At 70.8% G+C, this 15,337-nt stretch carries 14 protein-coding genes; 11 read left to right on the forward strand and 3 right to left on the reverse strand.

All coding sequences use genetic code 11. The features are described 5' to 3' along the window. Positions 1 to 2: 2 nt before the first annotated feature. Positions 3 to 578 carry a biopolymer transporter ExbD gene (locus JYJ93_RS17810; protein ID WP_206792861.1) on the forward strand — a complete coding sequence of 192 codons (576 nt, stop codon included), beginning with the start codon at positions 3 to 5 and terminating at the stop codon, positions 576 to 578. 63 nt (positions 579 to 641) lie between these two features. Here JYJ93_RS17810 and JYJ93_RS17815 read toward each other — a convergent pair whose 3' ends face one another. After that, positions 642 to 1,034 (reverse strand): TraR/DksA C4-type zinc finger protein, encoded by a 393-nt coding sequence (locus JYJ93_RS17815; RefSeq protein ID WP_206792863.1) that lies wholly within the window; start codon positions 1,032 to 1,034, stop codon positions 642 to 644. A gap of 230 nt (positions 1,035 to 1,264) precedes the next feature. On the opposite strand from JYJ93_RS17815, the gene trmFO reads away from it, so the two are divergent. The 10 genes from trmFO (at position 1,265) to JYJ93_RS17865 (ending at position 14,398) form a co-directional block, all read left to right on the forward strand. After that, positions 1,265 to 2,629 (forward strand): methylenetetrahydrofolate--tRNA-(uracil(54)-C(5))-methyltransferase (FADH(2)-oxidizing) TrmFO, encoded by a 1,365-nt coding sequence (trmFO, locus tag JYJ93_RS17820; protein WP_206792865.1) that lies wholly within the window; start codon positions 1,265 to 1,267, stop codon positions 2,627 to 2,629. Then, on the forward strand, positions 2,626 to 4,245 hold the full coding sequence (locus tag JYJ93_RS17825; RefSeq protein WP_206792867.1) for a PD40 domain-containing protein: 1,620 nt from the start codon (positions 2,626 to 2,628) through the stop codon (positions 4,243 to 4,245). The genes trmFO and JYJ93_RS17825 overlap by 4 nt, the downstream gene beginning before the upstream one ends. Positions 4,246 to 4,348: 103 nt before the next feature. Further along, positions 4,349 to 6,616 (forward strand): kinesin, encoded by a 2,268-nt coding sequence (locus JYJ93_RS17830; protein ID WP_206792869.1) that lies wholly within the window; start codon positions 4,349 to 4,351, stop codon positions 6,614 to 6,616. 14 nt (positions 6,617 to 6,630) lie between these two features. Continuing rightward, positions 6,631 to 7,020: a DUF1801 domain-containing protein gene (locus JYJ93_RS17835; RefSeq protein ID WP_242543847.1), complete on the forward strand. Its 390-nt coding sequence runs from the start codon at positions 6,631 to 6,633 to the stop codon at positions 7,018 to 7,020. Between the two features lie 81 nt (positions 7,021 to 7,101). Beyond that, complete coding sequence (hslV, locus tag JYJ93_RS17840) at positions 7,102 to 7,629, forward strand: ATP-dependent protease subunit HslV (RefSeq protein ID WP_120547868.1); 528 nt, start codon at positions 7,102 to 7,104, stop codon at positions 7,627 to 7,629. A 12-nt stretch (positions 7,630 to 7,641) separates the two neighbouring features. Beyond that, on the forward strand, positions 7,642 to 9,039 hold the full coding sequence (hslU, locus tag JYJ93_RS17845) for an ATP-dependent protease ATPase subunit HslU (RefSeq protein ID WP_206792870.1): 1,398 nt from the start codon (positions 7,642 to 7,644) through the stop codon (positions 9,037 to 9,039). 59 nt (positions 9,040 to 9,098) lie between these two features. After that, positions 9,099 to 10,322: an aspartate aminotransferase family protein gene (locus tag JYJ93_RS17850; protein WP_206792873.1), complete on the forward strand. Its 1,224-nt coding sequence runs from the start codon at positions 9,099 to 9,101 to the stop codon at positions 10,320 to 10,322. 92 nt (positions 10,323 to 10,414) lie between these two features. Next, positions 10,415 to 11,752 (forward strand): tetratricopeptide repeat protein, encoded by a 1,338-nt coding sequence (locus JYJ93_RS17855; protein WP_206792875.1) that lies wholly within the window; start codon positions 10,415 to 10,417, stop codon positions 11,750 to 11,752. 18 nt (positions 11,753 to 11,770) lie between these two features. Continuing rightward, positions 11,771 to 13,618 carry a molecular chaperone DnaK gene (gene dnaK, locus JYJ93_RS17860; protein ID WP_206792876.1) on the forward strand — a complete coding sequence of 616 codons (1,848 nt, stop codon included), beginning with the start codon at positions 11,771 to 11,773 and terminating at the stop codon, positions 13,616 to 13,618. 3 nt (positions 13,619 to 13,621) lie between these two features. After that, entirely contained in the window at positions 13,622 to 14,398 is a 777-nt protein-coding gene (locus JYJ93_RS17865; protein WP_206792878.1) for a tetratricopeptide repeat protein, read from the forward strand. A gap of 18 nt (positions 14,399 to 14,416) precedes the next feature. Here the strand turns inward: JYJ93_RS17865 and JYJ93_RS17870 are convergent, their stop codons facing one another. Further along, on the reverse strand, positions 14,417 to 14,899 hold the full coding sequence (locus JYJ93_RS17870) for a MaoC family dehydratase N-terminal domain-containing protein (protein ID WP_206792880.1): 483 nt from the start codon (positions 14,897 to 14,899) through the stop codon (positions 14,417 to 14,419). Between the two features lie 2 nt (positions 14,900 to 14,901). Continuing rightward, entirely contained in the window at positions 14,902 to 15,297 is a 396-nt protein-coding gene (locus tag JYJ93_RS17875; RefSeq protein WP_206792882.1) for a MaoC/PaaZ C-terminal domain-containing protein, read from the reverse strand. Positions 15,298 to 15,337 lie beyond the last annotated feature (40 nt).

Genomic DNA, 15,337 nt, shown 5'->3' on the forward strand with positions numbered 1-15,337 from the left:
CCATGGCCGAAACCGCGCCCCTGTCCGCCGAAGAAGCCGACCAGCTCGCGCGCATGCGCTACCGCCGGGCGCTCGCGCGCAAGAAGCGCAAGGAGCGCGAGGCCGCCAGCGAGGTGAAGGAGCTCAACATCACCGCGATGATGGACATGATGACCATCATCCTGGTGTTCCTCCTGAAGTCCTTCGCGTCGTCCTCCGCGGCCATCACCGCGTCGGAGGACGTCCGGCCGCCGGTGTCCTCCACGCGCGCCTCCCCCAAGGACACGGTGGCCATCACCATCACCCCCAAGAACATCCTCGTGGGGGACAAAGAGGTGGTGCGGCTGAAGGACGGCCGCATCCCGGAGGCCCAGCTCCAGGGGCGCCTGGTGGCGGGGCTGGACGCGCAGCTGAAGAAGGAAGTGGCGAAGCTCAAGTACATCGAAGAGCGCAACCCGGCGGCGCCCTTCACGCACGAGCTGTCGGTCATCGCGGACAAGATGGTCCCGTACGACCTGCTGCTCACGGTGCTCTACACGGCGGGCGAGAACGAGCTTCAGAACTACCGCTTCATCGTCCTCCAGCGCGACGCGGAGTAGCCGCCGGACACACGACTCCCCCGCGCGGGATGGACGCACGGGGGAGCGCTCCAGACGGCTTCGCTAGAGGGACAGGCTGCCCACGTGGCGCGCGGCCTCTCGCGTCTCCTGCTCGTGGATGGCGGCGTCCTCTTCACAGCGGATGGCGAAGGGCATGGCCTCCAGCCGGTCCAGCGAGATTTCGTTGCCGCAGTCCACGCACTCACCGAACACGTCGTTGTCCATGCGGCTCATCGCGGCGTCGATGAGCATGATCTCCCGGCGCTGCGCTTCAATCAGCGTGCTGAGCGTGTAGTCCGCCAGCTCTGCTTGCGCCTGCTCCTCGTACTCGGGATCACGCTCCTGATCCTTCAGGGCGGCCAGCTCACGGCGGGCGCCTGCCTGCGCGGTCTCGGTCGTCCTGCGACGCTCCTGCAACAGGCCCCGGATCTTCAACAAGTCGTCGGCTCGGCTCATGGCTGCGTCACTCCCATCCCAGATTGGCGGTTGTAGGGCGCTCGCCCGGACGCTTCCCGTCCCGAGCGAAGACCGCGAGAAACCTAGGGTTGGATCCGAGGTGGGGAAACCTCACCTCCCATTCCGCACGCATGGTGGGACGCAGGGCAGGCGGGCGGACGTGAAAGGGCGTGGCCTCTCTGCTAACAGGGCCCTTTGGGTCCCCGGTACGAGGGGGCCCGGAGGCATGCATGTCGGACGTGAAGCAGCAGCGGGTGACGGTGATTGGCGGCGGCCTGGCGGGGACGGAGTGCGCGTATCAGCTGGCGCGGCGCGGCGTGCCGGTGGTGCTGCGGGAGATGAAGCCGCAGAAGCGCTCCCCCGCGCACAAGTCGGACTCGCTCGCGGAGCTGGTGTGCAGCAACTCGCTGCGCTCGGACAACCCGGAGAGCGCCATTGGCCTCCTGCACGCGGAGCTGCGCGCGCTGGGTTCGCTGGTGCTGTCCAGCGCGGACCTGCACCGCGTGCCCGCAGGTGACGCGCTGGCGGTGGAGCGCGAGGGCTTCTCGCGCGAAATCACCACCCGGCTGACTTCCGGCGCGGGCGTGGAGCTGGTGGGCGGTGAGGTGGAGAAGCTTCCGGAGGACGGCGTGGTGGTGGTGGCCACGGGGCCGCTGACGTCGGAGGCGCTCACGGCGGACCTGGAGCGCCACGTGGGCACGAAGCTCTACTTCTACGACTCCATCGCGCCCATCCTGAACGGCGACTCCATCGACATGGACATCGCGTTCCGCCAGAGCCGCTACGGCAAGGGCGGCGGGGACGACTACCTCAACCTGCCCATGACGAAGGACGAGTACTACCGCTTCGTCACCGAGGTGAAGGCAGGGCAGAAGGTGGTGCCGCACAGCTTCGAGGAACCGAAATACTTCGAAGGGTGTCTGCCCATCGAGGTGATGGCCGAGCGCGGCGACGACACGCTGGCCTACGGGCCGATGAAGCCCGTGGGGCTGAAGGACCCGCGCACGGGGCAGGACCCGTACGCGGTGGTGCAGTTGCGCATGGAGGACCGGGCGGGCACGGCGTGGAACATGGTGGGCTTCCAGACGCGTCTGACCTGGGGTGAACAGAAGCGCATCTTCAGCACGTGCATCCCGGGCCTCCAGAATGCGGAGTTCCTGCGGATGGGGCAGATCCACCGCAACACGTTCATCGACTCGCCCCGCCTGCTGGCGGAGGACCTGTCGTTGAAGACGGAGCGGCGGGTGTTCTTCGCGGGACAGGTGACGGGCGTGGAGGGCTACGTGGAGAGCGCGGCGTGCGGCTACATGGTGGCGCTGGCGGTGCACGCGCGGCTGACGGGCACCGCGTTCGTGCCGCCCCCGGCCACGACGGCGCTGGGGTCGCTGTACCGGCACCTCACCGGGGAAGCGCACCCGCCGGATCACCCGCACCAGCCCACCAACGTCATCTACGGCCTGTTCCCGCCGCTGTCCGGGCGGATGAAGAAGGCGGACAAGCGCGCGGCCTACTCGGCGCGGGCGAAGCAGGACCTGGCGGCCTGGCTGCCACTCGCGGGCGTTGTCGCCCAGACGGAAGGACAGACGAGCGCATGAAGCGAACCGGGATGGTGGGCCTGGTGGCCCTGCTGGCGGTGTCAGGGTGCAAGAAGGGCGAGGACAACGCCGCGCCCTCCCAGCGCAGCGCCGCGCAGGGGGACACGGTCCGCAGCGCGGCCAAGGGGACCGCGGTGGTGGGCGGGCAGGGGCAGTTGCTCGCGGCGGGGCGCGCGGCGGACCTGCGCCTGTCTCCGGACGGGCAGTTCGCCACGTTCCTGCTCAACGGGCAGAAGCCCCGGCTGGACGGCATTCCGCCGCAGATGCTGGTGGGCTCGCTGCACATCGTGCCGACGGCGGGCGGGAAGTCGCGCGCGCTGGGCGACGGCGTGACGAACGTGCCGGGCAGCCTGCTGTTCACCCAGGACTCGAAGCACCTGTTGTACGTGACGGGCTACAACCCGGCCTCGCAGTCCGGTGAATTGAACGTGCTGCCGCTCACGGACGCGGCCGCGGAGCCGGTGAAGCTGGGCACGGCGGTGAGCTACCTGTTGCCGTCGCCGGACGGCGCGCACGTGGCCTTCGTGGACGCGGGCACGCTGAAGCTGGGCAAGCTGCCGCAGGGGCCGTTCCAGGACGTGGCGGGCGAGGTGAGCACCGCGCAGTTCACCCCGGACGGCAAGACGCTGCTCTTCAAGCGCCGGCTGTCGGCCGCGGGCGGGCTGGCGGCGGTGACGGTGGGCTCCACGGAGGCGCCGCGCAAGCTGGCGGATCAGGTGGGCGACTACCAGGTGTCCTCGGACGGAAAGCACGTGGCCTACCAGGTGCGCAGCGAGGCCGTGCGCGGGATGTATGACCTGTACCTCGCGGACGTGCCCGCGCTGAAGGGCGCGAAGCTGGCCACGGGCTCGAAGAACTTCAGCTTCTCCCCGGATGGCCAGTGGCTGGCGCGCACGGAGAACGGCAAGCCGGAGCAGCTGGGCGACCTGTACGTGGGCCCGGCGTCCGGCGGCGCGGGGCGCAAGCTGGGCGAGGCCGTGGAGGAGCTGGCGTTCGCGCCGGACTCCAAGGCGGTGGGCTTCCTGGAGAAGTACGACCAGCCGTCTCGCGCGGGGGGCCTGGCCGTGGCGTCGCTGCCGGACGGCGCGCCCAAGCGCGTGGGGGACCGCGTGCCCAACTTCGTGTGGGGCTCGGACAGCCGATACGTGGCGTTCCTGTCGCGCTTCGTGAAGCCGGTGTTCTCCGTGGACCTGATGCTGTACGCGCTGGGCCAGGAGAAGGCGGAGAAGGTGCAGCCGGGCGTGTTCGGCTACGGCTTCGCGCCCCACAACGCCGCGGTGGTGTTCCGCACCAACTGCATCCGCAACGGCCGCGCGTGCGACTTCAAGGCCGTGGACCTGAACCAGAAGCAGGCCGAGGCGAAGACGTGGCTGCAGGGCATCTTCAGCTACAAGATTTCGGAGGACGGCGCCCGCGTGCTCGCGACGTACGCGCGCATGGACTCGGACACCTACGACGTGGCCGTCTACGACGTGAAGTCGGGAGCGCGCAAGACGCTCGACCAGGGCGTGCAGGTGCCCGTGTACTTCGCGGGCAAGGATGACGCCCGGGCCGTCTACATCATCGGCCAGGGGCAGAACCCCGGCGTGTACAGCGCCGTCGCCACCGCGCAGTAGCGGGTGACCCAGGGAAGGGAGGCCGCCCGGGCCTTCCTTCCCGGGCGCGGCGTGATGTTGAGGCGTGCACACCCGGACGGGGTGTGCTGTCTTCGTCCGACGCATGGCACAGCTCGTCTATCGCCGCTACGGCGGCTCGCTCCAGGTCGACATCCCTGACTTCAACACCCTCACCGAGGCGGTGAGGATCCCCGCGACGCAGTGGATGGCGCTCGCGTGCCCCATGGAGGGCATCGCGTGTGATCCGCGCTTCCTCACGCTGATGGACGCGGACGGCAACCGCCGCATCCGCGTGGAGGAGCTGCGCGCCGCGGTGGACTGGACGGCGGCGCGGCTTCAGGACCGCAAGGGCGCGGACGCGGGCAGCGACGTGCTGGAGCTCTCCGCGCTCTCCGAGACGGGGGCCAACCTCCGGGGCGCGGCGGAGCTGGTGCTGCGCACGCTCAACGCGCCGGACATCACGAAGCTGTCGCTGGAGCAGCTGCGCACCAGCGACAAGGCGCTGCGCGACGCGGGCAAGAACGGCGACGGCATCATCGCGCCGGTGTCGCTGCCGGAGCGGCTGCGGCCCCTGGCGCAGTCCATCATCGCGGCCTTCCCGCAGGTGACGAACCGCGCGGGCCTGGCGGGCGTGGACGTGGGGCTGGTGAAGCGCTTCCGCGAGGAGCGCGCGGCCCTGCTCGCGCACCTGGGCGGCAAGGACGCGCTGTTCACCTGGGGCACGGCGAGCCTGGAGCAGGCGAAGCGCGTGCGCGACGTGGCGCCGCTCCTGGATGGCTACTTCGTGCAGTGCCGGCTGGTGGCCGCGCAGCCGGAGGCCGCCGCCAGCCTGCGCCTGCGCGCGGACCGGGTGGAGGGCGCGCTGGGGGACCTGGGCGCCATGGGGAAGGCCGCGAACGAGCTGCCCATCGCGCCGCCGGACCCCAGCGGCGTGCTGGTGTGGGCGCGGCTGTACCGCGGCGCCGGCTACGAGAAGCTGGAGGCCTTCCACCAGGAGGTCGCGACGCCGCTCTTGGGCGACGGCGTGAAGCTGACGGACACGGCCTGGCGCGAGCTGTCCGCGAAGGCGGAAGCCATCCTCGGCTGGCAGGCGAAGCGCGACTCAAGCCCGCTGCACGCGGTGGCGGACACGCTGGCTGCCGTATCGGACGAGGAGCTGGACGCGCTGGAGTCGGTGAGCCGCGAGGACCTGTCGCTCAAGCCCACGCTGGACGTCATCGCGGAGCTGGAGCGGCTGGTGCTGTACCAGCGCTGGCTGCTGCAGTTCGCCAACAACTTCATCAGCATGCCCAACCTGTACCTGCCCAAGCGGCGGGCGCTGATGGAGCGGGGCTCGCTCATCATGGCGGGGCGCAAGTACACGCTGTCCGTGCTGGTGACGGACCGCGCGGCGCACGCGGCGCTGACGGGGCAGGGGACCACCTGCATCCTCTACGTGAAGGTGCTGCCCCGCGACGCGACGGACGGCTACGAGGTGGCGGTGCCCGTCACCGCCGGCCGCAGCACGGAGCTCGTCGTGGGCAAGCGCGGCGTGTTCTACGACGTGGACGGCAAGGAGAGCGACGCCATCGTCACGCAGATCGTCCGCCAGCCCGTGTCGCTCTGGGAGTCGATGACCATGCCGTTCATGCGCATCGGCGCGTTCATCACCAGCAAGGTGGAGGGGCTGGCCGCGTCCGGTGAGAAGGACTTCGATGCGTCGCTGGAGTCCGGCTACAAGCAGACGGTGACCGCGCCTCCGCCCCCCGCGGCTCCGGCCCCGGCGGGTGCGGCGCCCGCGGCGGCTCCGGCGGGAGGCGGCCTCGCGGGCGTGCTCGCGGCGGGCGGCATCGCGTTCGCGGCGCTGGGCTCCTCGCTGGCGTTCATCCTCACGCAGGTGAAGTCGCTCACGCTGGTGGACGTCATCACCGCGGCGACCATCCTGGCCATCGTGGTGATGGCGCCCGCGGGCCTGCTGGGGTGGTTGAAGCTGCGCAGGCGCAACCTGGCGCTGCTCCTGGAGGGCTCCGGCTGGGCGCTCAATGACCGGCTGATGCTCACGCGCGGCGTGGCGACGCTCATCACCCGCAGGCCCAAGCTGCCGAGCAACGCGCGCGTGGATCACGCGGACCTGGTGCGCGGGGCGCTGCGCCACACGCAGGACGACGACGAGACCGAGAGCATGTCGCTGGGCGCCCGCCTGGGGCTCACGCTGCTCATCCTCTTCGTGCTGGGCTGGCAGGTGCGCGTGCCCGTCACGGAATGGCTGTGCACGTACCACTGGCTTTCCGAGGACGCCTGCCGCGTGCTGTTGCCCAAGCTGGTGCCGTCCGAGCTGCCGGGCGCGCCCGCTCCCTCGGGGACCGCGCCCGCTCCGGCGCCCGCGAAGTAGGGAAGGGGACAGGAATGGCCAGGCGCAACGGCGAAGTCGACCAATTCATGGCGGAGCTCGAGCACCCGCTGAAGGCGGAGATCCAAGCCGTGCGCACGGCCATCCTGGACTCGGACGACAGCATCACCGAGCGGATCAAATGGAAGGCCCCCAGCTTCGTCCACGCGGGTGATGACCGCGTGACGTTCCGCCTGGCCCCCAGGGGCATCTTCCAGGTCATCCTCCACCGGGGCGCGAAGGTGAAGGACGCGGAGGGCTTCGCCTTCGAGGACGACTCCGGCCTGGTGGAGTGGCTGGCGAAGGACCGGGGCGTCGTGACGCTGCCGGACGCGAAGACGGTGAAGGCGAGGAAGGCGGCCCTGATTAAGCTCGTGGGCCGCTGGATGAAAGCGACCGCGACCTGAGCGCCTGTCGCAGGGTGAGGGAGCGGACAGCCGCGCGGTTTTTGTGGGTCGCGGCCGGGTGGTCTTGTTAAACCCCCGGTCATGTTCCACGGAACCACCATCCTCTGCGTCCGCCGCGAAGGGAAGGTCGTCATCGCGGGTGACGGCCAGGTCAGCCTCGACAAGACCATCATGAAGAACACGGCGCGCAAGGTGCGCAAGCTCGGCGAGGGGCAGGTGCTCGCCGGCTTCGCGGGCAGCACCGCGGACGCCTTCACGCTCTTCGAGCGCTTCGAGGCCAAGCTCAAGGAGCACCAGAAGAACCTGGCCCGCGCGTGCGTGGAGCTGGGCAAGGACTGGCGCACCGACCGCTTCCTCCGCCGCCTGGAGGCGCTGCTGATCGTGGCGGACAAGGAGAAGACCTTCATCCTGTCCGGCGCGGGCGACGTCATCGAACCGGACCACGGCATCGCCGCCGTGGGCAGCGGCGGGCACTACGCCCTGGCCGCCGCGCGCGCCCTCCAGGCGCACTCCAACCTGTCCGCCCGCGACATCTGCACGCAGGCCATGGCCATCGCCGCGGACATCTGCGTCTACACCAACGCCAACGTCTCCTACGAAGAGCTCTGAGAGGACCGCCCCGTGGCCGAATCGCGCAAGTTGTCCGCCTTCACGCCTCGCGAGGTCGTCAGCGAGCTGGACCGTTACATCGTCGGGCAGAACGACGCCAAGCGCGCCGTCGCCATCGCGCTGCGCAACCGGTGGCGCCGCCAGCAGGTGCCGGACGACCTGCGGGATGAGATCTACCCGAAGAACATCATCATGATCGGCCCCACCGGCGTGGGGAAGACGGAGATCGCCCGCCGCCTGGCGAAGCTGTCCCAGGCCCCCTTCGTCAAGGTGGAGGCCAGCAAGTTCACCGAGGTGGGCTACGTGGGCCGCGACGTCGAGTCGATGATCCGCGACCTGGTGGAGGCCGCCATCGCGCTGGTCCGCGAGGAGGAGACGGAGAAGGTCAAGCCGCGCGCGGAGGAGCTGGCCGAGGACCGGCTGATGGAGCTCATCAAGAACGGCGGGCAGACGCGCACGACGTCCTCGCCGCCCTTCGGCTTCGCGCCGCCGCCCACCCCCGCGCCCACGCCGCTGGGCGACAACGAGCGGGAGAAGCTGCGCGCCCAGCTGCGCGCGGGCACGCTGGATGATCAGACCGTGGAGGTGGAGACCAGCGAGAGCTCGCCCACGTTCATGCGCAACTTCAGCGGCCAGGGCATGGAGGAGATCGGCGTCAACCTCCAGGACCTGTTCAAGAACATGCCGGGCATGAAGAACACCCGGAAGCGCAAGCTGCGCGTGCCGGAGGCGCTCCAGGTCCTGCGCGCGGAAGAGGCGCAGAAGCTGGTGGATCCAGACCGCGTCCAGCGCGAGGCCGTGGCGCGCGCCGAGTCCAGCGGCATCGTCTTCATCGACGAAATCGACAAGATCGCCAGCCGCGAGGGCGGCAAGGGCGGCGGGGGCCCGGACGTCTCGCGCGAGGGCGTGCAGCGCGACATCCTGCCCATCGTGGAGGGCTCGGCCGTCAACACCAAGTACGGGCAGGTGAAGACGGACCACATGCTCTTCATCGCCGCGGGCGCCTTCCACGTCGCCAAGCCGGCGGACCTCATCCCGGAGCTCCAGGGCCGCTTCCCCATCCGCGTGGAGCTGGAGGCGCTGTCCGGCGAGGACCTGGTGCGCATCCTGCGCGAGCCCAAGAACTCGCTCATGCGCCAGTACACCGCGCTGCTCTCTACCGAGGGCGTGCGCCTGTCCTTCACGGACGACGCGGTGGTGGAGATCGCCCGCATCGCCCAGCAGGCCAACGAGCGCACGCAGAACATCGGCGCCCGGCGGCTGCACACCGTGCTGGAGCGCCTGCTGGACGAGGTGTCGTTCACGGCCAGCGAGATGGGCCCGCGCGACTTCCAGGTGGACGCGGGCTATGTGCGCGAGCGCCTGGCCCCCATCGTCCAGGACGAGGACTTGTCGCGCTACATCCTCTAGCGCGCTAGGGTCCGCCGCGTCGTCCCACCGCGTCATCAGGAAGAGAGAGGTACCCCACCTTGCAAACGCCGTCCCCCGCATCCGCCCCTGGTAACGAAGGCCTCATCCAGAAGGCGAAGCAGCACCTGCTGCAGAACTACAAGCAGCAACCCATTGCCCTGGTCCGCGGGCAGGGCACGCGGGTGTGGGACGCGGATGGCAAGGCGTACCTGGATTGCATTGGCGGCATCGCCGTGTGCGCGCTGGGCCACTGCCACCCGGAGGTGGTCGCGGCGGCGAAGGCGCAGCTGGAGACGCTGTGGCACGTCTCCAACGTCTTCTACTCGCAGCCGCAGATCGACCTGGCCGCGCAGCTCACCGACTGGGCGGGCCTGCCGCGCGCGTTCTTCTGCAACTCCGGCGCGGAGGCCAACGAGGCCCTCATCAAGCTGACCCGCAAGGTGATGAAGGACCGGGGCCAGCCGGAGCGCTTCGAGATCCTCTCCTTCGAGAAGGGCTTCCACGGCCGCACGCTGGCCACCGTCACCGCCACCGGCCAGCCGAAGTACCACGCCGGCTTCGAGCCGCTGCCCCAGGGCTTCCGCCACCTGCCGTTCGGCGACCTGGACGTCGTGCGCGACGCCGTGGGGCCGTCCACCGCCGCCATCCTGGTGGAGCCCATCCAGGGCGAGGGCGGCGTGCGCATGGCGCCCCCGGGCTTCTTCCAGGGCCTGCGCGCCCTCTGCGACGAGAAGGGCCTGCTCCTGCTCGTGGACGAGGTCCAGACGGGCATGGGCCGCACCGGCCAGCCCTTCGGCTTCATGCACCACGGCATCCGGCCGGACGCCATCAGCATCGCCAAGGCGCTGGGCAACGGGCTGCCCATGGGCGCCATGCTCTGCCACGAGGAGCTGGCCGGCAGCCTCTCCGCGGGCACCCACGGCTCCACCTTCGGCGGCAACCTGGTGTCCGCCGCCGCGGGCAACGTGGTCATCCGCCTGATGCGTGAGCCCGGCTTCCTGGAGGAGGTGCGGGCCAAGGGGGAGCACTTCCTCGCTGGCGCGCGGGCGCTCCAGGCCGCGCTGCCGGAGGGCCGCATCAAGGCCGTGCGCGGGCAGGGGCTGCTGCTGGGCGTGGAGCTGGACCGGGAGGTCGCCCCCGTCATCGCGAAGCTGCGCGAGAACGGCCTTCTGGTGAATTCCGCAGGGGAGGTGACGCTCCGGTTCGCCCCGCCCCTCATCATCACGCGGAACGAACTGGACGAAGCGCTGGGCATCCTCCAGCGTGTCCTCTCCACGCTGTAGAAGGGGGAGCGGTTTGACGGTCCCGGGAGGTTTGACGCCCTGCTTCCCGGACACCTACACTTGGGGATTCGCCAGCCCGCGGAACTGACACCTTGAGCGCGCCCAACCCCATCGTCGGCCTGGGGGGCAGGACCGACCACATCGCCACGGTGCCCCACCTGGACCCGGCCCGTCTCCAGCTCAGCCCGGAAGAGGGCTCCGTGCTGGCATTGGTGGGCCGCGTCGAGCGCATCGACGCCGTGCTGTCCCGCTCCTCGCTGGGCGAGGCGCGCACCATCGCCGTGCTGCTGGCGCTGCGCGCCAAGGGCGCCATCGTGCCCGCGCGGGTGGTGCCGCGCGCCGCGCCCGCCGCCCCGGCGGTGGACGCCGCCATGGCGGAGGAGGTGGACCTGTCGCCGGACCAGAAGCGCGACATCATCGAGATGGAGCGCTCGCTGGACGGGATGGACCACCACGCGGTGCTGGGCGTGGCCCGGGGCGCCAGCGCCCAGGAGGTGAAGCAGGCGTATTACAACGCCTCCCGCCGCTTCCACCCGGACCGCTACTTCGGCAAGAACCTGGGCAGCTTCCGCGCCCGGCTGGAGCGCATCTTCAAGCGCCTCACGGACGCCCACAACGCCCTCGGCCGCCAGGAGCCGTCCCCTGCTGCACGGTCCCCCGCGACGCCGCCCGCGGCCCCGCCCGCGCGCGTCCCGACGACGCCTCCTCCGGCCGCCGCGCCCCCGCGCACGGTGTCCGGCAGCGGCTTCGCGGCGGTGCCGCCCCCCGCCGCTCCGGGGACTCGCCCGCCCTCGGGGTCCTTCGCCACGGTGCAGCCCTCCGCCGCGCCGCCGCCAGAGGACACGGAGTCCGAGGCCCGCCGCGCCGAGCGCCAGGCCCGCTTCGCCCGCCACCCGTACATGGCGCGCAGCCACAAGCTCACGGAGCTCATCGCCCGGGGCAGGGCGGCCACCGCGCGCGGCGACTTCGAGCGGGCCTACCAGGACTTCAACCACGTGCTGGGCCTGGACCCGAAGAACCGAGAGGTCTCTCAGTTGCTGGTGGAGGCGCGCCGCAAGCACGACCTGGCGCGCGCGCAGGCGGAGGTGGATCGCGGCCAGCAGCTGGAGATGCGCGGCGACTTCGCCGGCGCGCAGGCCGCGTACAAGCTGGCCGTGTCGCTCAACGGGGACAACCCGGAGGCGGCCTACCAGGCGGCGCGCGTGGGGCGGGAGCTGGCGCAGGACGCGCAGGAGGTGCTGAAGCTCGCGCAGCGCGCGGTGGAGCTGAAGCCAGGGCGCGCGGACTACCAGCTGCTCCTGGCCCAGGTGCTCCTGGTGGCGGGGCAGAAGAAGCAGGCCAAGCACCACTTCGAGGAGGTCGTGCGCCTGGACCCCGACAACGCCGATGCTCGCGCTGGCCTCAAGAAGCTGCGCTGGACGTTCACGTGATGAGGTGCATGCGTCCCCATGGCTGCTGAGCCCGAACCGCTGATTGGCATCGACCTGGGGACGACGAACAGCCTCGTCGCCACGGTGCAGGACGGTCAGCCCATCATCATCAAGAACCGCACCGGCCAGCCCCTCACGCCGTCCGTGGTGGCGGTGTCGAAGAACGGCAAGCGGCTGGTGGGCGGCATCGCCAAGCGGCAGGCCATCACCAACCCGCAGGAGACGGTGTCCGCGGCCAAACGCCTCATCGGCCGCAAGTTCTCCTCGCACCCGGTGCAGGACGCGCTGCGCGCGCTCACGTACCAGGTGGTGTGCGGCGCGCATGACGACGTGCGCATCCGGCTGGCGGGCCGCGACCTCGCCGTGCCGGAGGTCAGCGCCATGATTCTCGCGGAGCTGAAGGCGGACGCGGAGGCGCACTTCGGCCGGCCCGTCACCCAGGCCGTCATCACCGTGCCGGCCTACTTCAACGACGGACAACGCCAGGCCACCAAGGACGCGGGCCGCATCGCGGGGCTGGACGTCCTGCGCATCATCAACGAGCCCACCGCCGCGGCGCTGGCCTACGGCTTCGGCCGCACGGTGAACGGCAAGGTCGCCGTGCTGGACGTGGGCGGCGGCACCTTCGACGTGTCGGTGCTGGAGATCAACAACGGCGTCTTCGACGTCGTGGCCACCGGCGGCGACACCTTCCTCGGCGGCGAGGACTGGGATCACCGCATCATCGAGTGGATGGTGTTCGGCTTCGCCAAGGAACACGGCATCGACCTGCGCAAGGACCGCATGGCGCTGCAGCGGCTGAAGGACGCCGCGGAGAAGGCGAAGGTGGAGCTGTCGTCGGTGAAGGAGACGCAGGTGCACCTGCCCTTCATCTGCACGCCACCGGGCGGAGGCGCCGCGCTGCACCTGCAGTCCACGCTCACCCGCGAGAAGCTGGAGGAGCTCACGGCGGACCTGGGCGAGCGCCTGGTGGGCATCACGTCGGAAGTCCTGGGTGAAGCGAAGGTGCGCCCCTCGGACCTGAAGGAGGTCATCCTCGTGGGGGGCATGTCGCGCATGCCCCGCATCGTGGAGCAGGTGCGCCAGTACTTCCGCCGCGAGCCCTGCAAGGGCGTGCACGCGGAGGAAGTGGTCGCCCTGGGCGCCGCCATCCAGGCGCACGCGCTGGTGGGCCACGAGAGCGAACTGCTGCTGCTGGACGTCACGCCGCAGAGCATGGGCGTGGCCATCGCGGGCGGCTACGTGCGGCGACTGATTCCGCGCAACACCACCGTGCCCACGTCCGCCACGGAGGTGTTCGCCACCTCCAAGGACTTCCAGCGCACGGTGAAGATCATGGTGCTCCAGGGCGAGCACGAGCTCGCGCACCACAACGAGCTGTTGGGCGAGTTCCTCCTCACCGGCCTGCGCGAGGCGCCGCGCGGGCAGGTGGAGATTGAAGTGACGTTCGACATCAACGCGGAGGGCATCGTCTCCGTGTCCGCGCGCGACCGCGACACGGGCCTGCGCCAGTCCATCACCGTCACCGCGTCCAGCGGCCTGACGGAGGACGAGCTGCGCCGCATCATGGACGAGCAGCGCGACTGGCTGGTGGCCGCGCGCAACACGGAGGAGCTGAAGGCCAAGCGCGTGGAGCTGGACATCCTCGCCCGCGACCTGGTGGACGCGCTCTCCCGCGTGCGGCTCATGCCCGGGGCCGGAGGCCTGTCGCCGGACGTCGTCGCCCGCGCGGAGGCCGCCCTGGATTCCGCGCGCCAGGCGCGCGGCGCGGACGACGTAGGCGTGCTCACCCGGGCCTGCGATGCCCTGGCGCAGAGCCTGCCGCTCTTGCGCTCCGCGGGCCCGCGCGGAACGCCGGGGAGGTAGCCCATGAACGCGCTCCGGGCCAAGGCGCTGGTCGAAGCCGGGTTGCTGCTGCGACTGAGTGGCGACATGTCCGGCGCGGAGAGGCTGTTCGCCCGGGCCCTGGAGCTGGACCCGGCCAACGCACGCGCGCGCCGGCTCCTGGGGCGGGACGGCCCGGTGGAGCCCGGTGGGGACACCGGGTGGAACCTGGCGGGCCCGGAGCAGGAGGCGGACTGGGGCGCCTGGGCCGGCCCCACCGCGCCCGGCCCGGTGGAAGCCCCCTTGCGTGAATCCGTGAGCCTGCCCGAGGGCACGGGCATGCGCGGCGATGCGTTGGACCTCATCGCGGAGGCGCACCGCACGCAGGAGTTCGGGCTGCCGGACACCTTCGCGCCAGCGGGCGGGCTGCCGGAGGGCTCGGAGGTGGAGAGCCTGCTGCGCGGCGCGGAGGACCTGCTGGCGCTGGATGACCACTCCGGCGCGGTGGAGCTGTTGCGCCGCGCCCAGTCCCTGGCGCCGGAGAACCCGCGCGTGGAGGCGCTGAGGGATCGCAGCGAGCGCATCCTCGTGTCCATGCTGGAGGCGCGGCTGGGGGATTTGCACCGCAGGCCGCGCGTGCGGTTGCAGCCGGATGACATCATCTGGCTCAACCTGGACCACCGCGCGGGCTTCGTGCTGGCGCAGATTGACGGCGCGGTGAGCTTCGACGACCTCTTCGCGCTGTCCGGCATGTCGCGCCTGGACACCGCGCGCATCCTCGCGCAGCTGCTCGACGAGGGCATCATCGCCCCCGGCGAGTAGCCGCGCGCGGCGCTGACGTCACGCGGGGCGGATGACGGCCGTCCACACGCCGCGCACCACGGGCTCGCCCTTCGCGTTGCGCGTCTCCGTGGTGACGACGAGGAAGTCCATCCCCGCCTTGCGGTACAGCTCCGTGATGGAGCCCGTGGTGGTGAGCACGTCCCCGGGGCGCATCACGCCCAGGAACTCCAGCTCCTGCTCCCCGTGCACCAGCCGTACGCGGTCCACGCCCAGCTCCGGATCCGCGATGGCGGCGCTGAAGGGGCGGATGGCGAACACCACCGCGAAGCTGGGGAAGGCGATGACGTCGCCGTACGGGCCCGCCTGGGCCGCCTCCCGAGAGTAGAGCAGGGGGCTCACCTGCGCGGGGGGCTCGCCGAAGGTGCCCGCGGAGGGCACGGCGCCGCCGAGGATGAGGGAGAACTCGCGCAGCTTCTCCCGGCCAATCTCATAGGTGAAGGGGCCGTACGCACGGCCGACGAACTTGGGGTCCAGGGCCATGGCTATCCGAGCGAGGTTTCGACGACGGCGCCCCGGAGGACGGGCTCGCCGCGCTGGTTGGTGGCGGTGACTTCGGTGGTGAGCCGCCCTTCCGCGATGGCGGTGACGCGGCCCTGGAAGGTGACGGTGTCCTCCGGCAGCACCGGCCGGGAGAATCTCACCTTCACCCGGCGCACCAGGCCCGGGTCTCCCACGAAGACGGCCACGGCCTCCACCGCCCAGCCCAGCGTGCAGAGCCCCTGGAGGATGACGCCGTTGAAGCCGGCCTGCCGGCCCACCTCCGGGTCGATGTGGATGGGGTTGTAGTCCCCGGAAGCGCCCGCGTAATACACCGGCCGCAGCCGGTCGCACTGGCGGACGTGCGTGAAGGTGTCTCCCACCTGGAACGTGCGTGCCATGAGGCGCGGAAGCCTACCGCATCAAATGAAGAAGGGGCGG

It is taken from the genome of Corallococcus sp. NCSPR001, assembly GCF_017309135.1.
Classification (GTDB): domain Bacteria; phylum Myxococcota; class Myxococcia; order Myxococcales; family Myxococcaceae; genus Corallococcus.